The organism is Peribacillus sp. NPDC097295 (assembly GCF_044761665.1).
Taxonomy (GTDB): Bacteria; Bacillota; Bacilli; order Bacillales; family DSM-1321; genus Peribacillus.
Genome location: NZ_JBIWCW010000014.1, coordinates 45069 through 70267, shown reverse-complemented (window position 1 = coordinate 70267; position 25199 = coordinate 45069). Strand labels below are relative to the sequence as shown.

General features: G+C 42.5%; 17 protein-coding genes. 4 read left to right on the top strand and 13 right to left on the bottom strand.

All coding sequences use genetic code 11. The features are described from left to right. Positions 1–135: 135 nt before the first annotated feature. Positions 136–1452 carry a hemolysin family protein gene (locus tag ACIQXN_RS17530; protein WP_402969455.1) on the bottom strand — a complete coding sequence of 439 codons (1317 nt, stop codon included), beginning with the start codon at positions 1450–1452 and terminating at the stop codon, positions 136–138. A 184-nt stretch (positions 1453–1636) separates the two neighbouring features. Next, positions 1637–2101: a MerR family transcriptional regulator gene (locus ACIQXN_RS17525; protein WP_402969452.1), complete on the bottom strand. Its 465-nt coding sequence runs from the start codon at positions 2099–2101 to the stop codon at positions 1637–1639. Positions 2102–2569: 468 nt separating this feature from the next. Here ACIQXN_RS17525 and ACIQXN_RS17520 point away from each other — a divergent pair, with 468 nt between their 5' ends. Continuing rightward, positions 2570–2995: a DUF4395 domain-containing protein gene (locus ACIQXN_RS17520; protein WP_402969449.1), complete on the top strand. Its 426-nt coding sequence runs from the start codon at positions 2570–2572 to the stop codon at positions 2993–2995. 37 nt (positions 2996–3032) lie between these two features. On the opposite strand, the gene ACIQXN_RS17515 is transcribed toward ACIQXN_RS17520, so the two are convergent. The 4 genes from ACIQXN_RS17515 to ACIQXN_RS17500 form a co-directional block, all read right to left on the bottom strand. After that, positions 3033–4778 (bottom strand): FTR1 family iron permease, encoded by a 1746-nt coding sequence (locus ACIQXN_RS17515; RefSeq protein ID WP_402969446.1) that lies wholly within the window; start codon positions 4776–4778, stop codon positions 3033–3035. A gap of 84 nt (positions 4779–4862) precedes the next feature. Beyond that, the gene (efeB, locus tag ACIQXN_RS17510) at positions 4863–6146 is read right to left on the bottom strand and encodes an iron uptake transporter deferrochelatase/peroxidase subunit (protein WP_402969443.1); all 1284 of its coding nucleotides are present in this window, start codon (positions 6144–6146) and stop codon (positions 4863–4865) included. Next, the gene (gene efeO, locus ACIQXN_RS17505; protein ID WP_402969440.1) at positions 6147–6989 is read right to left on the bottom strand and encodes an iron uptake system protein EfeO; all 843 of its coding nucleotides are present in this window, start codon (positions 6987–6989) and stop codon (positions 6147–6149) included. It lies immediately after the preceding gene. A 183-nt stretch (positions 6990–7172) separates the two neighbouring features. Then, entirely contained in the window at positions 7173–7643 is a 471-nt protein-coding gene (locus tag ACIQXN_RS17500) for a MarR family transcriptional regulator (RefSeq protein WP_402969437.1), read from the bottom strand. A gap of 132 nt (positions 7644–7775) precedes the next feature. Here ACIQXN_RS17500 and ACIQXN_RS17495 point away from each other — a divergent pair, with 132 nt between their 5' ends. Beyond that, entirely contained in the window at positions 7776–9293 is a 1518-nt protein-coding gene (locus tag ACIQXN_RS17495; protein WP_402969434.1) for an MDR family MFS transporter, read from the top strand. A 164-nt stretch (positions 9294–9457) separates the two neighbouring features. After that, positions 9458–10159: an SGNH/GDSL hydrolase family protein gene (locus tag ACIQXN_RS17490; protein ID WP_402969431.1), complete on the top strand. Its 702-nt coding sequence runs from the start codon at positions 9458–9460 to the stop codon at positions 10157–10159. A gap of 41 nt (positions 10160–10200) precedes the next feature. Here the strand turns inward: ACIQXN_RS17490 and def are convergent, their stop codons facing one another. Then, positions 10201–10779, bottom strand: a complete 579-nt coding sequence (gene def / locus ACIQXN_RS17485) for a peptide deformylase (RefSeq protein ID WP_402969428.1) — start codon at positions 10777–10779, stop codon at positions 10201–10203. Between the two features lie 254 nt (positions 10780–11033). On the opposite strand from def, the gene ACIQXN_RS17480 reads away from it, so the two are divergent. Beyond that, on the top strand, positions 11034–12764 hold the full coding sequence (locus ACIQXN_RS17480) for an AAA family ATPase (protein WP_402969425.1): 1731 nt from the start codon (positions 11034–11036) through the stop codon (positions 12762–12764). 310 nt (positions 12765–13074) lie between these two features. Here ACIQXN_RS17480 and ACIQXN_RS17475 read toward each other — a convergent pair whose 3' ends face one another. From ACIQXN_RS17475 to ACIQXN_RS17450, 6 genes are all read right to left on the bottom strand, one after another. After that, positions 13075–14424 (bottom strand): MFS transporter, encoded by a 1350-nt coding sequence (locus ACIQXN_RS17475; RefSeq protein WP_402969422.1) that lies wholly within the window; start codon positions 14422–14424, stop codon positions 13075–13077. A 117-nt stretch (positions 14425–14541) separates the two neighbouring features. Continuing rightward, positions 14542–15255, bottom strand: coding sequence for a 4'-phosphopantetheinyl transferase family protein (locus ACIQXN_RS17470; protein WP_402969417.1), 714 nt, complete (start codon positions 15253–15255; stop codon positions 14542–14544). A 121-nt stretch (positions 15256–15376) separates the two neighbouring features. After that, positions 15377–16828: an MDR family MFS transporter gene (locus ACIQXN_RS17465; protein ID WP_402969490.1), complete on the bottom strand. Its 1452-nt coding sequence runs from the start codon at positions 16826–16828 to the stop codon at positions 15377–15379. A 2-nt stretch (positions 16829–16830) separates the two neighbouring features. After that, positions 16831–17052, bottom strand: coding sequence for an MbtH family protein (locus ACIQXN_RS17460; RefSeq protein WP_402969413.1), 222 nt, complete (start codon positions 17050–17052; stop codon positions 16831–16833). Positions 17053–17069: 17 nt separating this feature from the next. Next, positions 17070–24239, bottom strand: coding sequence for an amino acid adenylation domain-containing protein (locus ACIQXN_RS17455; RefSeq protein ID WP_402969487.1), 7170 nt, complete (start codon positions 24237–24239; stop codon positions 17070–17072). Positions 24240–24274: 35 nt separating this feature from the next. Next, entirely contained in the window at positions 24275–25189 is a 915-nt protein-coding gene (locus tag ACIQXN_RS17450) for an isochorismatase (protein ID WP_402969410.1), read from the bottom strand. Positions 25190–25199 lie beyond the last annotated feature (10 nt).

Below are 25199 nucleotides of genomic sequence, written 5' to 3'. Positions count from 1 at the left end.
TGGCCATTATTCAAAGATTCCTACCATAGTACTACCTATAAAAAATGATTTTTTCGCGACAATTATTACTGTTGAAGACTTTTTCTTGAAACAGAAAAAAACCGGATGATGCCATCCAGTTTTTCCAATGTATACTTATTTGATTTTCTTTACTTCCACATATAAAACGTGATGACCATCCATCTCTTTTACCGTGAAGTTAAATCCTTCAAATTCAATTTGGTCACCGACGGCAATTTCGAATCTGCCTGTCAGGAACCAACCACCCAAAGTATCTATATCATCTTCAGGTAATTCGATGGCAAGGGTGTCATTCACATCTTCGATCAATGTCTTTGCATCGAAGACATAATGTCCCTCAGCGATTTTTTGGATAAGCGGACGTTCATCTTGGTCAAATTCATCACGAATTTCCCCAACAATTTCTTCGAGGATATCCTCTACCGTAACCAGACCTGCTGTACCGCCATATTCATCAGTCAAAACGGCCATATGAATCCGTTCCTTTTGCATTTTTAAAAGCAAATCATGAATGGGAATCGTTTCAAGAACCCGTATCACCGGTGTGACGAATGTATCAACCGTCAATTCCGAAACATTCTTCTCGGTGATAGTTGCTGTATAAAGACGTTTAATATTGACCATCCCCACAACATTATCCTTATCACCTTCTATGACAGGATAACGGGTATACTGCTCTTCTTGAATTAGCTCCACGACTTCCAGTAAAGGCATCCCTTTTTCAATAACTGTCATCTCCGTGCGCGGTACCATAATCTCATTGGCAATCCGCTCATCAAATTCAAAAATTTGATTTACATATTTATATTCCGACTGGTTAATTTCACCACTTTTATAACTTTCCGATAAAATGATCCGCAACTCTTCCTCCGAATGCGCCATTTCGGATTCAGAAGCAGGTTTCAACCCGAACATGCCTGTAAGGACACGGGCAGAACCATTCAATACCCAGATGAACGGGTATAAGATACGGTAAAAAAGAATCAACGGCTTCGAGAACATTAATGTGACTTCTTCTGCCTTTTGAATCGCCACTGTCTTTGGTGCAAGTTCCCCGATGACAACGTGAAGGAATGTAACCGAAGCAAAAGCAATTATGAAGGAAAGAATGTGACTAACGGATTGCTCTATACCCCATCTATGGAATAAAGGTTCTAGGATGGCTTCTACTGTAGGCTCTCCCAACCAACCCAAACCTAATGCAGTTACGGTTATACCCAGTTGACATGCCGATAGATATTCATCGATATGTGAAGTCACTTTCTTTGCTGCCAGTGCATTTTTATTTCCCTCTTCAATTAATTGATTGATACGGGAACTTCTTACTTTTACGATCGCAAATTCCGAGGCAACGAAAAATGCGGTTAATGCTATCAATACAGCCACTGCTAATAATTTTATAAATATCTCCAATATGTTCGGGTTTACCATTGATTGAATTCCTGGATTTATCATTGGAAAATCAATAGTGTAGTCCCAAGCACCTCCTGTATAAATGGTAATTTGTTTTGTGATTATACGAATTGCACGATGCATGTCGATTCTAACCATTTAGTGAAAAGGCCCTTATTAATAATATGCACCTTGACGAACTAAACTATCGGAATAATTTCAATCAAATTAACAATACTAATAATGATTGAATCAACGTAATGCTTTCATGGGAAATTTGCTTTTTTAGATGAAGTTCATTTTTCCCATCCTTCTCAATTAGGTTGATTACTTCCCTCAATTCCTCATTCAAGCCCGTCATTTTATTTTTCAGTTGAAGTCCTGTCTCATCGATTCCAGACGGAGGCTTCACAGGCGGCTTTAATAGTTCTTTGATATCTTCTAATGAAAGATTGTTTCTTTTATACTCCTCGATCAGGCGCAAACGCTCAAGTTCCTCAAAAGAATAATAACGGTAGTTAGAGGAGGAACGTTCCGCTTTTAGCAGACCCATATTAGTATAGTAATCTACGGTTCGCTTCGTAACATTCGCCATGCTTGCTAACTCGCCAATCTTTAATGTCTCGTTCCCAATACAACCCCTCCCAACCGTCACGTGATGGTTTAAGCAAACTTGTACATTGCGCATCCCGCTCGTGACACCTTTTATTCTACTTTAATCCTACATCATTTCTATTCGCTTGAAAAATATTTATTATCAATTAAATAATAAAAACAAAAGGTACTTAATTTTTACCCTTAATAAATAAACAAAAAACCAACTACTGAAATAATAGTTGGCATCATATATTTTATATACTATCTTTTATTTTTTTGTTTTAGTCGAAAATTGATTGCTAAGTATTTTAGGACCGCACTGGCATAGGGAAGAATGCTTCAATTTCTTTATCGGTGTACCACATGTTGTACAAACCTTTGCTACCATAATACCGTCCTCCTTTTATTATCATATTAACATTATACTACCTTCCTTATAATAATCAATACTAAATTAAAATAATTATAAATAAGGTAAAGTATAATTTTTCTTTCTTCACAAATCCGATTTAAACAGATAAACTAATATAAAACTCATCAGAAAGGTTGGTTTTTGAATTTGTCAGATAAAATTCGTTCCATCCCTCGCCCTCTTGTCAGAACAAATCAATGGTTCATATTTTTAAGCGTGGTAACTGCTTTATCTACCAGACAAGCATGGATATTATCCGTTCCTTTAGTAGTAGGTCTATTAGGTCTGCTATTTAATTTTAATCCTGTCATGCGCATCGCAAAGCTTTTTCTAAAAAAAGAACTTTCTGCCTATATTCCCGAAGACCATGCACAGCAACAGTTTAACCAGTTGATTGCCGTTGTTTGCCTAGGATTCGGTTTAATCTCTTTTTTACTGGATTGGAACGTTGCCGGCTATATATTTACTGTGATGGTCGGCTTGGCTTCCTTCATTGCCATCCTTGGATTTTGCATAGGTTGCTTTATCCTTTATCAGTGGAAGCAGTACAACTATCGCCGTTCTCTTCATTAAAAATCAGGACTGACATAATCAATGTCAGTCCTTTTTTTTATGCAACTGCAGAATTATTTTTTTTAATCCAAATACCAGCCATGATAACCAGCAACAACAATACAGTTTGAGGCACGATCGTTTCGACTGTCGGATAAAGGCCGATCCATTCAATGAACGGGAACGTGTGAAGTGTGTGCGTCTTAATCACTTGAGAAACTTGTAGTGCATGGATGGATACGCCAAGAATCTTGAATGCCAATGCATAGATGAAGATCGTCGCCACTTTAAAAAAGACTGTCATCGGCAGCTTAACGCTGTATCGAAGCATGATGAAACCAATGACCAACAATATCAAACAGGCAATCAATATTCCGGTCAATAGCTGTTTTAGTTCCATATATGGAGCCATTCCGGCATAAAAGATAATCGTCTCCGCTCCTTCTCGGAATATGGATAGGAAGCTGATTAAAGCGAAAGAAAAGATACTGCCTGTTGCAATGGCATGATCCATCTGCTTGCCGATATAACGGTTCCATGCATGGATGTTCGATTTACTATGAAGCCACATTCCGATGGTCAGCATCATTAGCACTGCGATTATGCCCGTGACTCCTTCAATATACTCCCGGCTTGAGGCAGCGGTAATCTGGGAAAATACAATATTGATAATAACGGCAAGGATTGCACTTGCTGCCAAGCCCGCCCCGACGCCAGACCAAATCCATTTTTGTTTGTCTGCCTGTCCAATTTTCTTTAGGAAGGACAACAGCGTTGCCACGATAAGGAGAGCTTCCAACCCTTCACGTAAAAGAATCAAGGCCGCATCCCATGTCGTATAGCTCGTATCATCAATTAAAGGAAGTAGTCGTGCATGTAAATCCGAAACGATTTCTTTTGCTTCCTTCGCTTCTATCTTCTTCGATTGCAGTAAGCTAATGGCAGTTGGCACCTTAGTCTCCATATCACTGTAAAGCTTACTGTCCCTCGTAGAAACTTCTCCTTCGACATTTGGCCAAATCATTAATACTTCATTCAACTGGTCAATTGCCGAATTGATATCATTTCCTTCTATATCCTTAACACTACTTTGTAGAAGGTCTGTTACATCACTCAACGTATAAGTCTGCTGGTCTTCTTTTTCTACCTTGCCTTCCAAAAAGCCTTGAATTAGCCCTTTCAATTCATCAAGATTAGTTCGAGCCTTTTCTGGATCTGGAGGATCCTGCGTGATGGCTATTCGAACAAAGGCCATATAGGTTTCCATCTTACCGTATGAAGCAACACTTTCCTCCCGTACTACAAGTTCCGCATTATTCCATTGATTGAGGAGGTTTTGATATTGACTTTTAGCTTTGCTAAAGTCCTCTTCGCTGATCGTAGCCTCTAAATCATCGATTAATGGAAGTAGCGCTTCTAGACGATCTTTATAATCGGTTTTATCAACCGGGTTTTCTGCCGTATCATACTGAACAAGGGCACTTGATAAAGCGGATAACTTCTTTTTTATTTCTCCTGCTTCTTCTTGATTATTCACGGCGTTTTTCAAAGACAGTAAAGAATCGTCCACTTTTTTGGCATCCTCACTGTCCGTTTTTATCACATTCCAGTCCTTTTCAAAAAGAGAGAGATTACTAGAAACCGATTCAAGATCTCCAGACTTCACTTTCATTAAGCTGTCTCCAATATATACGAAAAGCTGATCGTGATTTTCACCGGCTGAAACAACAGGTATAGCAGATGTTAAAAACATGAAACTAGTTAATAAAACGAACAACCCCGTTCTCCATTTAAAAACAGACATGACAAACTCCCCTTTTATGATAAAAACCGCCAACCCGGATTCCCATCCATGCTGGCGATTTTATGGTCTCTCATTTTACAAAATTCATCCGAAAAGGGACTCCCCGATATAGCCACCTTTTTTTACACCCGGCAAGCAAGCAAATATAGCGCTCCCCCGGTGGATGATATATTCATTTAACTTATCATTCTTTGAAAGACGTTCTTGTATCGGGATAAATTGTTTACTGGGGCTTCTTTGGAAGCAAATAAACAGAAGCCCCGCATTGAAGCTTCCAGTCTTAGGATCCATGCCATCAGCATATGAATAAGGACGTCGCAGAATCTTAGCTGTTCCATCACCACGGGATAGGATCATATGGGAGTTTTCAGGAATGATCCGATTTCCGTTTTCATCCTTAGCATGTTCATCAACCGTATCAAATTCATTCTTCATCCCTAATGGGGCACCGCTGTCACGATGACGGCCAAATGTATTTTCCTGCTCTTTCAACGTGGTCCGATCCCACACTTCAATGTACATTTGAATTCGGCGGACGACCATATAGCTGCCGCCTGCAAGCCAAGAAGGGCCATCCCCCGGCTTTACCCAGACATGGTTCATGTCACTGCTTTTCTTCGGGTCTGGATTCACGGTTCCATCTTTAAAACCGAACAAATTACGAGGAGTCGTTTTTTGAGAATCAGCCTTCTTCGTACGTTGAAAACCTGTTTGAGCCCAATGGATAATCGTCTTCCCTCTACCGATCCTCACCAGATTCCGAACGGCATGAAACGCAACCTGAAGATCGTCTGCGCAGGCTTGAATGCAAATGTCCCCTCCACTCCATGATTCTTCTAAGGCATCTAAAGAAAATGAAGGAAGGTCTTTCAATTCGGCAGGTTGTTTAGACTTCAAGCCAAAGCGGTCTTTGCCATTCTTCGTAAATAGACTAGGACCTACTCCAAAGGTAATCGTCAAGTTAGAGGGGGATAATTCTTCTACCTCCCCTGTATCTTTTGGTGGCATGCTCCTGTTGGAGGAAGTTTCGCCTACCGATTTGCCAGAAGTCATCTGGGCTGCCGCTTCTGTCCAATCTTTAAATAATTGAATTAAGTCTGACCTTTTTTCAGTTGTCACTTCTAACGAAGCAAAATAGAGATTATCCTGAGCTTCTGTAGTGATTCCCGCTTGATGAGGCCCATAGAAAGGGACAGTGTCATTCGTTTGTCCCTTTGCCTTGGAATCAGACAGAGATAACATTCCACCGAGACCCGAAGCACCGATTACGACTCCAACCCCTCCGATACCGGCTGTTTTCAACATATCACGACGGCTTACTTTTTTAGAAAAAAGTGAACTTTCGTCAGTCGATGGTTTCTCCTTCAATTAAGATTCCTCCATTACTATCCCTATTTGAGAGAGTGGTTCAGCTAATGCGTCAATGGCTTGGCTTAATGATTTCACCTCGGATTTTTTTAAATCGGTATAAGAAATGTATCCTTCGCCTGCTTCATGTTTCTCAAGCAAGGCATATACATCTGCGAAACGCTGATTGATTTCTGCCGTAAGCTTCTCATCTTTTTCCTTGAGGGCCGGAGTCAAAAGTTCGTATATTTTTTCAGCACCTTCGACATTTGCCACGAAATCGTACAAATCTGTATGCGAATAGCGATCTTCCTCTCCAGTCACCTTGGATGTAGACACTTCATTAAGTAAGTCGACTGCCCCAGTAATCAACACATCCGGAGTCACCTCTACGGTTTCTACTTTAGCACGCAACAGATTGACATCTTTCATTAATTGCTCTGCATACTCTTCATAACCCTTTGTTGTGTTCTCTTTCCATAAACCCATTTCAATTCGGTGATATCCTCCCCACTCTTCATCCTTGACATCACCTTTTCGTGCATCTATTTTAGGGTCGAGATCACCAAAAATTTCAGCAATGGGTTCAGCACGCTCATAATGCATGCGAGCCGGTGCATATAACTGCTTCGCTTTTTCAATATCGCCTGACGTTACTGCCGTCGTGAATTCTTCCGTTTCTTTTACAAATTCCTCTATCTCACCAATCGCAAATTCCCGATAGTCGTTAGATACACCATCCAGTGCATTCGCACTTGTCTCCTTAGCATCCACCTCTGCAGGCTTAGTCTCTTCATTCTTCTCCGAACACCCAAATAACAGGCTGGTAGATAATAAAACTGCTAAGGTTGCTTTCGTTTTCATATTCTAACTCTCCCCTGAAAATATATAATGATTTCTAGATTCATATTAGCAATAATGATAATCATTATCAATATATATTTTCTTCAAAAATACATTTAAGTTCCTCAAGGAAAACCTCTGTTAAACCCCCGGTTTCACGGCTTATGGCAACAATACCTTACTTATTTTAAGGACCCTCTTCATTTATTCATTCATTAATACCTCATTTTCTTTTTCCATGATTCTGTTAAGATCTTCAACAAATTGAAGGATAACGGTAAGCTCACTTTCATTATAGGAAATGCATAGATCTTTTGTAGCGACAGAAAGTGCACGATAATGCGCTTTGATTTGTTCTTGCCGTTCCATAATCGGGACAATCTTCACGCGTCTTCCATCTATATGATCTCTTTCCCTTTTTACATAGCCTGACTTTTCAAGGCGGTCGATTAGCGCCGTAACCGAACCTGTGCTCAACCCTGTCATTTTCGCTAGCTCACCAGCTGTAATCGGGCCGGTTTCATTCAGTATTTCAGCAGTCTTTAGATCTGTGTGAGCAACCCCTATTTTTTGGGCCATATTTTGTTGGAATAAAACAGACCTCATTCCGTATCTTTTGAGGCTTTGCGTTAAACTCTCTAAAAGGTCTGCATTCAACCCATGATGACTTGACATAAAATGTCTCCCCTCTTACACTTGAATTTATCTTGATAATCAAGATAAATAGCTTATTTTTATCTTAATGATTATCGTTCATTCATGCAAAAGATTAAATGAATTGTTTCATAGAAAAGGAGGAAAAATACTTTGGAAAAACAACAAAGGAACCAGAAATTCATTGTTGCCGGGCTATTATTGGGAATCCTGATGTCAGCAATGGATAATACGATTGTTGCAACCGCCATGGGAACGATCGTTTCCGACTTAGGTGGATTTGACAAGTTCGTCTGGGTTACATCGGCCTACATGGTCGCCACGATGGCAAGTATGCCGATTTTCGGTAAGCTTTCCGATATGTATGGCCGGAAGCGATTTTTCATTTTTGGGCTTGTCGTCTTTTTAATTGGGTCTGCACTATGCGGCATGGCACAAAGCATCATTCAGTTAAGCATTTTCCGGGCCATTCAAGGGATTGGTGGCGGTGCCTTGATGCCAATTGCCTTTACGATTGTCTTTGACATCTTCCCACCTGAAAAACGCGGGAAATTGACTGGTCTATTCGGGGCTGTATTTGGGGCTTCAAGCGTATTAGGTCCTCTATTGGGGGCTTATATTACGGAGTATGCTAGCTGGCATTGGATCTTCTATGTTAATGTTCCAATTGGCTTCATTTCCTTATTCCTCATCCTTCGTTATTACAAAGAAAAAGCTAACACACAGAAACAAAAAATTGATTATGCCGGGGCAGCCACACTCGTCATCGCTGTCGTCAGTTTAATGTTCGCGCTTGAGTTGGGTGGAGAGTATGGTTGGTCTTCTTCTCCTATCCTTGCTTTGTTTGCAAGCTTTATCGTGTTTTTCGTTTCTTTTTTCTTTTTCGAAAGGAGAGCCAAAGACCCGATCATCTCGTTGTGGCTATTTAAAAGGCGGTTATTTGCAACCTCTCAGATATTGGCGATACTATATGGCGGAACCTTTATTATTTTGACCGTATATATCCCGATCTTCGTGCAGGCGGTATATGGCGGTTCAGCTACAAATGCCGGTCTCATCCTCACTCCGATGATGTTGGGATCTGTTGTGGGGAGTGCAATCGGCGGAATATTCAATTCCAAAACCAGTTTCCGAAATTTAATGGCGATTTCCGTCGTTTGTTATTTTGCAGGAATGCTATTATTGGGAACGTTAACTCCTGAAACCAGTAGGACGCTCCTTACTTTGTATATGATCCTGACAGGGTTCGGTATGGGCTTTTCTTTCTCCCTTCTTCCAATCGCGTCCATTCACAATTTGGAGCCAAGGTATCGGGGATCAGCGAATTCGACCAATTCATTCCTCCGCTCTTTCGGGATGACGCTGGGTGTCACGATTTATGGAGCAATACAGAATAATGCGTTCACTAGTAAGATGGCAGATGCCTTCAAAGGAATGCAAGGTGGACCGGATACCTCTGTCCTTACTGAAGATCCGCGTCAGCTATTTCAATCAGATGCGCGTGCCCAAATTCCAGATATGATCCTGGATAAAATCGTGTATGCGATGTCTGATTCCATTGCCTTGATCTTCACTTTGGCTCTGATTCCCATCGCCCTGGCAGCTATCGTTGTTTTCTTTATGGGGAAAGCGAGAGTTGAAACAGCAACACAGGAAAAATCCTCACACTAAAAGAAAAGCGCTGGAATTCCAGCGCTTTTTAAAGTTTTCATTAAGGAAAATCGGGTATCCTTTTAATAAAATGCCTTTCTTATGGAAAGAAAAATTTAGTTTGCCCAAAAACAATTATGCCACTAAAATGAAAAGTAACACATTAACCTATCGAGGTGAAAATTTTGAGGATCGTCTGTTTTGGAGATAGTCTAACTAGAGGTATCTCTTATGTTAAAGGCCGGCTTCGTATTATAAAAGAAAATTACCCTAGTTCATTAGCGAAGTTGACAGAGTCACTGCCATTCGTTGAAGTTCTGAATAAAGGGGTCTTTAATGACAATTCAGACTTGCTAGTCAGTCGGTTTCAGAAAGACGTCATGTCAGAAAATCCGGATATCGTTTTAATCGAGGTGGGTGGTAATGATTGTAACTTCCATTGGGAGGAAGTCGCGAAGAATCCCGAAGGAAACCATGAACCTATTGTTCCGATTGAACGGTACCTTGAGAATATCACTCAACTTGTCAAACAAGTACAAGACAAGCATGTCACACCCTTTCTTTTAACTCTTCCACCACTTGACCCTTCCAGATATTATCGGTCCATTGCTGATCGTTTCGGACCGTCCATCGGACATTTTGTCTCTCAAGTCGGTGGGATTGAACATTGGCATGGCATGTATAACCGTCAGTTAAAAAAACTTGCCGAAGAATTGAAGGTTCCCTTAATTGATGTACGTTCCTATATAAAATCTGCCGGAGATTTGAACCATTTGATTAGTGACGATGGCATTCATCTTACGTCTGAGGGATATCAGCATATGAGTAGGGCCATATTCAGTGATTTGCAAAAGCATTTAACAAACAAGACACTATCACAAACTTAAACGAGAAAGAGGGTAAAGCATATGGCTTTGCCCTCTTTTCATTATAAACTTTTCACTTCCACGTTTTCAGGAAGTTTGAAAGGATTCTCGGAATTGATTCGATCATAAAACATCATTCCATTCAAATGGTCGAGTTCATGTTGAAAGACTATGGCAGCAAAACCTTTCAACCGCATTTCCACTTTCTCTCCATTGCTATCCAACGCTTTAATTTTCACCCGTTCATAACGTGGCACATATCCCTTAATGTCACGGTCGACAGAAAGACAGCCTTCACTTTGAGGTAAATAAATCATGCTTGCCGAATGGCTGACAATCTTCGGGTTCACTAAAGCATATTCGTATACCCTTCCTGTTTCATCAGGAAAATACATAACGAACATTCGTTTATTCAGACCAATTTGATTGGCTGACAAGCCTACGCCTTCACGCAGATTGTATTTCTTTTGAAGTTTAGGGTCCTGGCTGTTCTTTAAATATTGCATCATGCATTCTAAGGTTTCTCGATCTTCATCTGATATGGGCAGGTTAACTTCATCGGTTACCTGACGTAGAATTGGATCTCCTTCTCGAACAATATCCTTCATCGTAATCGTATAGTCTCTCATAAATTTAGTCATAAAAGTTCAACTCATCTACCTTTTTATTTTTTCATCACTTAGACCACTTCACTTTAGCATTTCATTTTTAAAAAGTCTATCCTGCAGGTTAACAGTTGATTGTCTACTACCCGACTCTTTCCTTATAAAAACCCAGCAACTATCATCCAAACTAATTCATTCCATTAATTACCTTTATTTTTAGGGAATTATACCTATGGATTACGCGTTTAAAAATTTTATACTGAATATATATTCTTAAAGGAGATGAAATATTGAGATCGAACTCTAAATTGGTTTCGAAGTTGCTGCCGTTCTTAACGGCTTTCATTGTGATAATTGGTGTTATATCTTGGTATGTGGTAACTCAGTCAAAAGACATGGTCATTCCCTTCTCTTCCATTGAAAAAACGATACAGGCCCAAAAAGGTGCCCTTGTCTCGATTGAAGAAAAGAGAAATGGAACGCTTCATATCATCACTCCAGAAGGAAAGTATGTATCCAACGTCCCTCCCAACAGCCAAATGCTCAATAAGCTAGTCGAAACTTATAATGTTCGCTATTCATTTTCATCTACAAATAAGACTGCATTATGGATTTTAGGCGGATTGCTGGCGGCACTAGTCACAACCGCAATTATTATACAGAAGAAAACGAAAAACGGTTTACGTATAGGAAGTAAAAAACAAAGCATTTCTGCTCCTAGAGCCCTTCCTGAAATAACCTTATCCGATATAGGTGGTTTGCAGCCCGAAATCAAACAAGAAATCCTGCAAACCCTCACAACTCTTAAAGAACCGGAGCGTTCAGCCAAAATTGGGATTCAACCTCCTCAAGGCATATTGCTTTACGGCCCTCCAGGGACCGGGAAAACATTGTTAGCACAGGCCATTGCAAAAGAATTGGGAGCTAACTTCTTTTCGACAAGCGGGTCGGCCTTCAATGAAATGTTCGTCGGAGTCGGTGCAGCCCGTGTACGCAGCCTTTTCCAAAATGCCCGAAAACAGGCACCTGCTGTCATTTTCATCGACGAAGTGGATGCTTTGGCGGGTAAACGGAAGGCCCAAGGCGGAGAAGAAGCCGAAAAAACGTTGACGGAACTTCTAGTCCAATTAGATGGGGGCCATTCAAACGAAGGAATTTTATTCGTGGCTGCCACAAACAGGAAAGACATGCTTGATGAGGCATTTCTTCGTCCAGGCAGGATTGATTTCTCCTTCCAAGTGCCGCTCCCTGATACAAAGGGAAGAAAAGAGATTATTGAAATCCATACAAAAGGAAAGAAACTCGCGGCTGATGTCCTTGCTTCCTTGGATGAAATAGCTGAAAGTACATCGGGATTTTCCGGGGCGGACATACGATCACTGTTTGAGACAGCTTCCCGTCATGCCCTACGAAACGAACAGGAAATGATTCGTAAAGAAGACCTTGATTACGCCATTGACCGGACCGTTCTTGGAGCCACTTCACGTACGTTGAACGACCTGGATACAAAACGTCGAGTGGCTATCCATGAAAGTGGACATGCTCTGATTGCTGCTCTTACTAAACCGGGTTCTGTCCGGAAAGCGACCATCATTCCCCGCGGGGAAGCCCTCGGATATGTGGCTCCGATACCGAAAGAACTCCATCTGGCTACGGCTAGTGAATTGTTGGATCAAGTTAAAATGATAGTCGCTGGCGGTGTTGCTGAAAGAATGTACTTAGGTGAGCACAGCATTGGCGTAGGTGGCGATGTTCAACAGGCCAAGCATCTACTTGAACAGATGGTAGATACGGGCATGATGCAAGACGGCTTCACCTTAACTTTCAATAAAGGGGAGAAAGAACAAAAAATGCAAGCCCTTTTCACCCAGGCAATCCAGGAAACAGAAAAATTAATCGATTTAAACCGACCACAATATGAGGAACTTGTAGAGGCCCTGCTGAAAAAAGAAACCATTGACGGCACGGAAGTTCAAAATATCGTGGATGCTCACGAGGCAAAGGTTCTTTCGTTTTCCTAATGACTTTTTGAAAAACATAGCAAAAGAACCCATGTTGAACTAACTGTTCAACATGGGTTCTTTGTTTGTTCTGCCTTTTTGACTACATGCCATCGAACAGTATATGTTCGACGCATTTCGTGGCTTATAAGCACGATGACATACTTCACAGTTTCTTATTGGATATTTTATATAGGCCTTCCCTTTGCACATTTGAGAGCAATACTTAGCATTTACATTATAGCTCTTGAAATTCTTGTCGCAAACTTGGCAGATATATTGAGCCAATCCCATCCCTCCTTAACACAAACAACAAAAAGATATTTCTTCATTAGTCAATCTTCCGGTATCCATTTATTAATGGCCCTAATTTCAAACGCTTCGTGAAGTTATGTTTATTTTGCACAAAACTGATTGATATCGCTGCTATAAAAGCAGGGATGGCAAAGCTAAGAAAATTTATATAAATAGGTAACTTCCACTCTATTAATAGCCCACCGATTGTCGGACCTACAATGGCTCCTAACCTTCCTATACCTAAAGCCCACCCCAGCCCTGTCGTTTTTATCTGTGTCGGATAGAACATGGAGATGTAAGCATTGTTTAAGTTTTGCGATCCAATTGTCGCTGCCCCGGCTATCGCAACCAAAACATATAGAATAAGGGACCCTGGTTTAAAACCAAGTAAGACTAAACAGACTGCCCCAATACTGAAGTAAGTGATCAACACTCGTTTTGACCCAATTCGATCCGCAAGCCAACCACCGCATACCGAACCGATGATGGCTCCGATGTTCAAGCAACATAGAAACAGTAAGCTAGAATTCAATTGATACCCCGCTTTAATCATCAATTGGGGCAACCAAGTACCCAATCCATATACCATCAATAATCCCATAAAGCATGCAATCCAGAACATGATGGTAGACCTTCCCCGTTGATTCTCGAAGAGCTTGACGACAGGAACACCCGATGTTGATAGATTCATGATAAATCGGTCTGTATCATGTGGTATATAGGAAGGGTCTAAACGAGCCACTATTTCTTTGGCTTTTTCATGCTCTCCCTTTTCCACATAATAATAAAGGGATTCAGGTAAGTATTTAATTAAAAAGGGAATGGCTACTAACGGAATGGCCCCTATAAAAAACATCCATTCCCAACCTAATTCCGGTATTACTTTCATTCCAAAAAGAGATACCAATATACCACCGATCGAATAACCGCTGAACATGATGCCCACCATCATATTCTTGATTGGCTTAGGAGAATATTCAGAGGTAAGCACGACTAGTAATGGCGGAATGCCCCCCAACCCGAGACCTGCTAGAAAACGGTAGATTGCAAAATCGACCGGTCCTTTCGCTAAACCCGTCAATAAGGTGAACGATCCAAAGAGGGCAACACAAGTAATGATTACTTTCTTCCTCCCCACCTTATCCGCTACGATTCCGCAAACAAGTGAACCTATTAAACCGCCTACCAATGTTAAACTTCCTATAAACCCTAAAATGCTGGGGGCTGTCCCCCACTCTTGGCTCAAGGTTGGAATGACTGCTCCATAAACAACTAAATCATAGCCATCAAAAAGGATAAGGAAAATACACCATAGTAAAACAGATAGATGAAAAGAGTTGAATTTACTCCCTTCAATAACCTGGGCAACATTAATTTGCTTCAATTTTTTATTTCCTCCATATGTAATAGAATCTATAACCAGACTTTGGCCAAATATGCCATCGTTGTTTTCTTTTCATCTAGTTTACGTCGAAACCACTTTTGCCAACGTCTGTCATATTCAGGAATGACAGTTCAAACTCTCGCATAATTCTTGAAAAATGACGCATGTGGGTTCACTTCTAAACTGGTCATCTTTTGCATGATGAGCACAAACAGACAAGAGATATCCACTGTCTACCATATACTGCTTACATATGTAGTCCGTAATCTGTCTATCTGTATGTATATCTGTTATCTGAACGAATCCATCAGTATGTTTTTTCATAGAAAAATCCTTTAATGGTTTGGATAAGCCCTCTCCAACGGCTTTAACATAACTTTCTTTCAAGGTCCAAATATCATAAAATGTAGCAATACCGTCATCCTTAGCATTCAGCAAGTCTTGATACTCTTCTTCAGAAAAAAACCCCTTAGCAAGGGGCAAATCATATGGTCCCATGTACTCTATATCCACTCCCACAGCATCATCATGAACAGCACATACCACGTATTCACCGGAATGAGAGATATTATAGTGAATGGAAGGGTACTCCGACAAAAATGGCTTGCCATAATCATTGGTTTCGATTTTCAGCTCCCTGTCTATCGAACCATATCGTTCTTTCAATGCAAAACGGACTAACAAATCACCTATCAGGGAACGGTATGCGTCATCAATCTTCACGAATCTTTTGATTCGAAGCTGTCTTTCTTTTGAAACGTGAAAGAGTAATTTGTCTATACCCGTACTTTCTCTGCTCTCAGGTAATTTACAATAATATAATTCAATCATTCCCTATACCTCCCTTCATTCTCTTAACCTTCTATTAAATTCTACTTTGGACAAATAAATAGGGGCCGCTGAATAAAATCACAGCAACCCACTATTTTCTTGCATGTCCACCTGGAATTTTTCACTTATTAGCTGTAATCGTTTCTGTCTTGGGAATATCTCTTGTTTTCTGATTTGGCAGTAGGCTCTTAAAATCCTTCTTCTTCAAGCTCAACGAGATGATTAGACCTATCACAAGAAAGACTGCTGAACCAAGGAGAGCAAATTGATAAGACGCTAAATCAATCTGTACCATTCCTTCTGTGCTCTTCTCACTTGTTCCCAAAGCGCCTAAGACACTGGCTAATATGGCTACCCCTACGGCAGACCCTACCCGGTTTTGAACATTGAACAATGTAGTGGCTCTTCCCATTGATGAGGAAGTCACATTCGTGAAAATGGAGGACTGTACAGCAATCACTGCATGCCCTAAACATACGCCGACGCCAAACAATAAGGCTCGCAAAAACCAAGGATTCGCTGTCGGGCCGACGATACTGATCATAGTAAAAATCAAAGCTGTTCCCAGAAGCCCGAGGCAAATGATCTGTTGGCCATTCAACCTCTTGGACGTCCAAGGAATCATCCTCGAAGCAATCATAAGTCCCAGTGCCTCAGGAAAAGTCGCCAATCCGCTTTCCAAAGCCGAGGCATTCATGGCATTTTGGTACATTAACGGGAACACAAAGAGCATTCCCATTAATGCAGCCTGAGATAATAAAGAAATAAGTCCGAGTGATCGAAACAACCTGTCCGACAATAGCCTTAAATTAAGCATTGGTTCCTTCACCCTTAATTCCAACCATACAAACAAACAGACAAGTATGAAACCGATTATGCCCGTATACACAATGACGGGAGAATCCCATCCCTTTGAAGGACCTGTACTCAGTGCATACATCAACATCGACAAACCCAAAGCCGATAAAAGAAAACCTGCCAGGTCAAGCCTGCCGGCCGCTGGCTCTTTATGTTCCTTTAAAAATAGCAAACCGATCAGCAAAGCTACGATTCCAAAAGGGATATTGATATAAAAGGCCCAGCTCCATGATAGCTGTTCCGCAAAAAATCCACCGACAATTGGTCCGATCGCAGGGGCAAAAGCAATGGGTAGGATAAGTGTCCTTGACACTTTCGGCCGTTCTTCCTGAGTAAACGTCCTAAATAAGATCGCCATTCCTACCGGAGTGAGAAGTCCACCTCCTGCACCCTGCAATGCCCGAAATAAGGTCAAGTTCTCAAGGCTAGTCGCAAATCCGCATAGAAGGGAAGCAAGCGTGAAAACACCAAGTGCCAACAGGAAAATCTTCTTCGTTCCAAAGCGGTCTCCAAGCCATCCCGATATTGGGAGAAAGACCGCAAGACTTACTAAATAACCAACATTGATGCCGCTTGTGGCTGAAGGAGCGACATGAAATTCCCGACTGATGTGAGGCAAAACCACATTGACGATCGTGCCGTCCATAGAAACCATGAACATAGCCATTACATAAACGATACACACGACCAATTTAGGGTTTTGATATAGCCGCAATCTCAATTGGTACCTTCAAGACACGAAACACGCTTCAGGCTCTTAGGCTGAAGGTCTGTCCAGTTCGCATTAATGAATTCCAAGCAATTTTTTCTGCTTTCTTCTCCATAAATGGAGGACCAGCCTTCTGGTATGTCCAAAAAGGCGGGCCAAAGGGAATGCTGGCCTTCTTCATTTATCAATACTTTATACGTACCATTTTCATTCTCAAAAGGGTTGGTCATTCGTATCTCCACCTTCTTTAATTAATTGCGTAATTTTTCATTGTCGATAGCTTATTTGCAATCACCTGTCCGATTTCCGCAAGTGGCTCAGGTTGGCACATATCCTTATGACGGCATGCGATATCATGTTGTTCAATCTGTCCCCTTATATAAGGTTTCCATGTATCCGTTGTAAGATTTGGGAACCACTCTGGTATGAGCGTTGATTTAAAGAACAAGACATTACCATTGAAGACTCCAGGTTCATGTTCGCCCATGATCCGAACGGAATTAACGTACGTTTCTTTCAAGTTAAGGATCGTCTCTTCTTCCAAACTAGCTAATGCACTTCCATCTTGGCGCAGGATTTCTATAGCACTAGCATCATCTAAAGGCTTGTCTCCTAAACTATCAGGATCATATCCTCCCAAGGCTAGCAGGGCAATTAAGGCTTCCTCATCTCCAGGGGCTTCGGTCGATGGCAAGAAATGACTTGGGAATGCGTCTAGTATGGCTACAAGTTCTACATCTTCCCCCTCGTTTTGCAAGAGGGTGGCCATGGCGTGCACGACATTTCCGCCCAGTGACCAACCTAGTAAACGGTAAGGTCCTTCTGGCTGGACCGTCCGGATATGTTCGATATAATCCGCTGCCATCTCTATCAATGTTTCCGGATAACGCTCACGCTCGGAAATCCCCCGAGCTTGCAGTCCATATATCGGGTAGTCTGGACCAAGGGCCGTCATTAGCCCGGCGTAGCACCAGCTCAACCCTCCCGCTGGATGTACACAGAACAACGGGAGTTCCTCGCCACTTTTGCGTAGTGGCAACAAGACATCCAACGCACTCTGGCTCGAGCCCATTTCAAGCCTTTCAGCTAGGCCAGCAACTGTCGGTGCCTCGAATAAGTTCCCGATGCTCAATTCAACGCCAAGCGCTTCACGTATTTTACTCATCAGCTGGACGGCAAGCAGGGAATGCCCTCCCAGATCAAAGAATCCATCATCGATTCCAACGTGTGAAAGATCAAGGACTTCCATGAAGAGTTTACAAAGGATTTCTTCTTGAGGCGTCCTTGGTCCACGCCCTGATACGGCTGCACCAAAATCTGGAGCTGGCAATGCCTTTCGATCCAACTTTCCATTCGCTGTCAAAGGTAAATCGGCCATTTCCACAAACGCAGATGGAATCATGTAATCTGGAAGGCTTGACGCAACATACCGACGCAATTCGGCTGAATCAAATACTGTATTTGCCGCTGGCACAGCATAAGCCACCAATCGCTTATCACCGGGCTGATCTTCACGAACGATGACGGCAACTTGTTCTAATTCAGAGCACTGGGCAAGCAAGGCCTCAATCTCTCCAAGTTCAATACGGAAACCACGAATCTTGATTTGATGATCGGCCCGTCCCATATAATCCAATGAGCCATCCGCACGCCACCTGGCTAAATCTCCAGTCCGATACATCCGAGTTCCTGATGGACCAAATGGATTGGCAACAAAACGCTCTGCTGTCAAGCCATGACGCCCAAGATACCCGCGGGCTAAACCTGAACCAGCGACATACATCTCCCCAGTCACTCCTTGCGGTACCGGTTGTAGGTTCGCATCCAGTATATACACTCCAAGATCCGGTATGGCACAGCCTATGAGACTGTTCGCCTTCACGGAAGTGACATCCCTGTTAAGTTCCAGATAGCTTACATGGACGGTCGTTTCTGTAATCCCATACATATTAATTAATCGCGGCGCAGTTTCCGGATGACGGTTATACCAATCCTCCAAGCGGCTTAGTTCAAGTGCCTCCCCACCATAAATCACATAACGCAATGCAAGTTCCTGTCCAAGTTCTGGATGGTTACGATCTGCTTGCATTAACTGATAAAATGCGGATGGCGTCTGATTAAGTACCGTAACCCCTTCCTTTACAAGAAGTTGTAAAAATTCTTCAGGTGATCGGCTGATTGCATGAGGAACAACTACAAGCTTTCCGCCATGAAGAAGCGCGCCCCATATTTCCCAGACCGAGAAATCAAATGCATAAGAGTGGAACATCGTCCAAACATCATCCGAGTTGAAATGATACCAATCTTCTGTCGATCCAAAGAGCCTCGTTACATTCTGATGAGGGATGACGACACCTTTTGGTACACCCGTTGAACCTGATGTATAAATGATATAGGCTGCGTTTAAAGGTGATAAAGGCTGTTTCCGTTCACTATCTAGTGGGTTATCTGTTGAATATTGTGACATTTCCACTAACGTGCTTGGTTCATCTAATACAATTTGTTGGATATCATGCAGATTCGGAAGACTATTTGCCACATCGGAACTTGTAAGGACGAAGCTAGGCTTCGCATCTTGAAGCATGAAAGTCAACCTATCGATTGGATATTCTGGATCTAGAGGCAAATAAGCCGCCCCTGCTTTCAGAACAGCAAGTAACCCAACCACCATCTCCAATGATCTTGGTGTGGCCAATGCTACAAACTGTTCCGCCCCTACCCCTTTAGCCATTAGCATACGGGCAAGCTGGTTTGCCTTATTATTTAGCGCTTTATATGTTAGGGATTCTTGTTCATATACAGCAGCAATTTTATCTGGATACCTGTTCACTTGTTCTTCAAACAACGCGGGTAAACAAGAATGAGGTATTTCTTCTCCATGCTGATTCCAATCAACAAGAATTTCTTGACGTTCACTCGGCGCCAATATTTCTAATCGGCCGATTTTCTGATTCGGCTCCGATACAGCACCTTCTAATACCCGTACAAATCGATTAATCATCAACTCAATTGTTTCAGATTTATATAAATCTGTACTATATTCAAGAAGCCCACTCATACCATCCGGTTTTCCTGTGTCATCATGCAATTCCCTAATCTCAATCGTCATATCAAATTTCGAAGTCCCCACGCTATATAGCTCTAGGTTGGAGTGAACGCTCGGCAGCTCCAGCTTTGGCTCAGGCGTATTCTGCAGGGCAAGCATGATTTGGAATAATGGGTGCCTAGACCGCGAACGTGGTGGATTCAGTTCTTCTACCAATCTTTCAAAAGGCAAATCCTGATGTTCATAAGCATGTAAATCAACGTTTCTTACCCTTTCAAGAAGTTCACGGAAAGTAGGGTTTCCAGAAGTATCCGTGCGCAGCACCAGGGTATTAACAAATAACCCAACTATTTCGCTCAACGCATCGTCACTTCGCCCTGCAATCGGACTTCCAATTGGTATGTCAGTACCCGCACCAAGACGAGTAAACAGGGTGGCAAGTCCCGCCTGCAATACCATGAATAAGCTGACTCCATTTTCACGAGCCACATCAACCAATCTACGATGCAGGACAGGTGAAATGGTAAATTTCATTGTATCTCCCTTATAACTTGGTTCTATTGGGCGAGGGTAATCCATGGGCAACTCCAACTGATCTGGAAGATTGGCTAATGTCTCCTTCCAATAATCAAGCTGCTCCTTCACTAAACTAGCTTCATCGCTCTCTTTACCCAACAGCTCTTCTTGCCAAAGCGCATAATCTGCATATTGTACCGGAAGAGGCAGCAAATTAGGAACCTCTCCAAGAACCCGGGCTTTATAGGCTGCAGTCAAATCTCGGGTAAGAGGTGTAAGGGACCATCCATCGGCTACTATATGATGTAAGAGTAAAACTAAAACGTGCTTATCCGGTTTAACCGAGAAAAGCTGCGCATAAATGGATGGCTCCACTGCAAGATTAAAACTATAACGTGTCGCGACGGCTATCTCCGTATCCAGATCCGATTCATTTATACTAGTTATTAACAATTCAACCCGTGCTTCAGAAGGGTCGATGATGCTTTGATGAGCATTCCCCTCTGTCACTGGAAAAATCGTCCGTAACGTATCATGATGAGCAACGAGGTCATTGATTGCTGCCTCGAGAGCATTCGTATCAAGATCGCCTGATAATTCTATGACCAACGGAATATTATAGGTTGGGCTTGGACCATCAAGACTGTGTAAGAACCATAATCTCTTTTGGGCAAAGGAAAGAGGTATTTTCTCAGGCTTACTCATTTTTTTCACGGGCAATCGCGCACTTTTCCCATTAGAGAGCTGTTTTGCAAGGCCCGCCACGGTCGGTGACTCAAAAATCTTCCCTATGCCCAGTTCCACTCCAAATGTATTACGTATACGGGCCATTAAGGTTGACGCAAGGAGTGAGTGTCCGCCTAAATTAAAGAAACTATCATCAATCCCAACTCTAGATAGACCCAGAACCTCGGCAAACAACTCACTCAAGATTTCTTCTTGTGGTGTTCTTGGTGCCCGATCTGAAATCAGATTGTAGAGATCAGGCACTGGCAAGTCTTTACGATTAAGCTTTCCATTGGGAGTTAGTGGTAACTCTCGCATAACAACGATTGCGGATGGGACCATATAATCGGGTAGACTACTGCCAACAAACTCGCGAACCTCTCCTGTATCCACTGTTGAATCCATTGAAGGAACAATATATGCCACAATTCGTTGATCTCCGGGGCTATCTTCACGAACAATCACGGCTGCCTGTTCAACCTCGGGATGTTGAGCGAGCTTCGCTTCAATTTCGCCAAGCTCAATTCGGAAACCACGTATTTTAATTTGATGGTCAGTGCGACTAATATAATCCAGTGAACCATCCGCTCTCCAACGAACCAAATCACCTGTACGGTACATCCGGCTGCCCTTAGGACCATTCGGGTTGGCCACAAAACGCTCTGCTGTTAAATCCGGGCGACCTAGATACCCCCGGGCTAGTCCTTTCCCTGCAATATATAATTCGCCAACGACTCCGGGAGGGACTGGTTGCAAACCCGCGTCAAGCACGAATAGCTGCGTATTCCATAGCGGTGAACCGATGGATGGCATGCCCGTCTGGTCAGAATCAAGCAATTTTGATGTCGACCAAATCGTCGTTTCCGTAGGACCATATAAGTTTGTCACTTCACACCCTAATTCCTTTAATGCAGTAGCTAAACTAATGGAAAGAGCCTCCCCACCAACAAGCACCTTGAGACCCTTGATCACGTCTGGATAATTGGTTACCATTGCATGCCAAAGCGTTGGTGTCGCTTGCATGATGGTAATGTCATGCTCGGTAATTATGTCTGCCAAAGCCTTAGGTTCTTGAATCTTCTCCTTGGCAGCCACGACACAGCTTGCTCCATTAAGAAGTGGCAGGTACATTTCTAAACCGGATATATCAAAAGCGATGGTAGTAACCGCCAGAAGCCTATCTTCTTGGTTCAAGGAAAACTGACTTTGCATGGAGGAAAGGAAGTTAATCAAGCTTTCCGATTGAATGACGACACCTTTTGGATTCCCTGTTGATCCAGATGTATAAATCATATACGCAGGGTTAAGCGGTGACATGAATCCATTCCTTAGTGTGTCATCCAAATTCCCATCGGGATATTTCCCTGATGCAAGAGCTTTCTCTTTCTCTTCCAATATGATGAGATCCGTTTCGCTAACACTTGGTAATTGTGAAGAAATTTCCCGGTTTGTTATAAGACAAATAGGCTTCGCGTCCTTCAGTATGTATTCAATGCGATCGATTGGATAATCCGGATCGATCGGTAGATATGCGGCCCCTGTCTTTAATATGCCCAACATGACCACCACCATATTAGCCGAGCGTGGTAGGGCAATCGCCACGAATTTTTCCGGTCCTAAATCTTTTTCCAATAGAAGATGGGCCAGTCGATTGGCGCGCTTATTCAGTTCGTCATAACTAAGGACATTCTTTTCATCGACCAAGGCTGTTAGATAAGGGCTTTGCGCTACTTGTTTTTCGAACAATCCTGGCAAGTTGGCAGGCGGGATTTCCTCGGCAGTTTGATTCCACTGATGCATGACCCTCTCACGTTCTTCTGGTAAAAGCACTTCAAGTTCCCCAATCATGTGGACCTCTTCTGCAGTGGCCACCTTCTCGAGCAACCTTAAGAAGCGCGTATGATGAATGCCTAACTCCTCCATACCATAGACTTCAGGGTTTGCATCCAAATCGATCCGTAGTCCATTTCCATCAGACTTGTCGTAAATATTTATCGATATGTCGTCGACGGGTCCTGTAGCCAGTTTATGGGTAATCCCATGATTACCCGCAAAGTCCAGTCCATAATCAAAAGGCATGACATTGATTTGTGGACCGAACAATCTTTGATTATCACCAAGGAGCTTAAGGTCACGACGAAGCTCTTCGTGCCTGTAATTTTGATGGCGACGAATGTTACGCACTTCGCTTGATACTTGCTTCACTAACTCCTTCAACGTCATATCCGGTCGGACGGTTAAACGAAGGGGAAGTAAATTCATCACCATACTCGGAATATTAAGTGAAGCAGATCCTAAACGTCCCATCATCGGTAGGGAGAGGATGACATCTTGCGTTCCCGTCAGACGATGAATATATACAGCGGTAACAGCCATGGCCACTTCATGCCATGTCCCCGAATATTTACGAGCATTTTTTTTGAAAGACTGTGTGGCAAAAGATGATAAATATCCTGTTTGGCTAAGAAAACCGTTAGACGTCCTAGGAGCGCGTTCGGCAAGGCTCATGACTTCCGGTTGATCAGCAAAACGCTCCATCCAAAAATGACGATCCGCTTCGAATTTTTCGGATGCCCTGTATCTAGCATCTTCTTCCAGTAGCTTAACGAATGGACTAAAAGCTACATCTTCATAGGGTCGACCTTCGACAAACGCTGTATACAGTTTCGACACTCGTTGCGATAGTAGTGAAAACCCAAAGGCATCCATGACAATATGATGAATCCGCTGATACCAGAAATACCGTTCTTGTCCGACCTTAAACAAGGCTTGAGAGAATAGTCGGTCCGTCTTTAAATTAATGGGCTGAAGCAGGTCTTCTTTCATCCAATGCAAGGCCTTCTCTTCAGGCTTTTCTTGATCGCTTACGTCCAAGAACTGGAAGGGAATTTCACCCGAATCCCCCATGACTTGATAAGGTCCATTTTGGTCTTCCCCAAAGTGGATGTGTAAACTTTCAGCCTCTCTCACTGCCTTGGTTAAGGCTTCTTCAAACTTACTTATATCGATGTTCCCTTTAATCTCTATGTATTCACCCGTATTATAAATCGGGTTATCCGGTTCCAGTTGCTGTGCAAACCATATACCGGACTGCGCACCCGACAATGCAAAGCGTGTTTGATTCTCCATATTACTCACCTCATCTACCTCCTTCTCAACTAGGATCAAGCTAAAACTTTTTGGGAAGACAGCAGGTTCCACCAATCAGCAATTGTCGGGTTTTCAGCCATTTGCATGAAATTGATTTCTGCCCCTTTTCCTCTTAAAATTTCTACAAGACTCATCATGCGAATGGAGTCCATCCCTCTGTCGACTAAATCCTCGCTATCATCGAGTCCTTCTGAAGGGTCTTCGCCAAGAAGTTCAAAAATCAGCATTCTTAATTCATCTAATGACAAATCCCCCGTTATTTCCTGCGTCGCAACGGCTGATGAATCTTCGCTGACTTGTAATTGATCAAGCAACTGAAGTGTTGAGGTGGTAAACGCACATCGTTCCGCTGCATATTTCAAGGCCATTTTATGCTCTTCCAACGAAAAATCGGCTACCGCATCTGCCACTAGGAATGACTGTATATCTTGCATAAACGCTTCACTTGCGGTTAAAAGGCAACCGATATGCGCATATACACCGCAAATAATAAGTTGGTCACGTCCCTGTTCCTCCATTAATTCCAGAAGATTCGTTCTTTTGAATGCACTGTATCTCCATTTAGTCAGCACGATGTCATCATCAGATGGAGCAACATCACTTACGATTCTTGTTTGATTCGGATCATCATCGAGCCCCGTTCCCCAAAAGTCTGTCAGGAGCGCACGATCCTTGGGATTTTGATCTCCCGGTTGAGCCGTATAAACAACCGGTATGCCTAATTCCACACATCGATTCTTAATGGTTGTTATGTTCTTCAATAGTTCCGGTATCGGTGAATCATTTTTTTGATAAAAATCGATAAAATATTGTTGCATATCATGAATGAGAAGAACCGAACGCTTCGGTTCCGCCTTCCACTCTACTTTATTTTTTGGTAAATCAGACTCAGCTGGCATTGCATATGGTGTGATAGCGGGAATAGCCATCAAATCACTC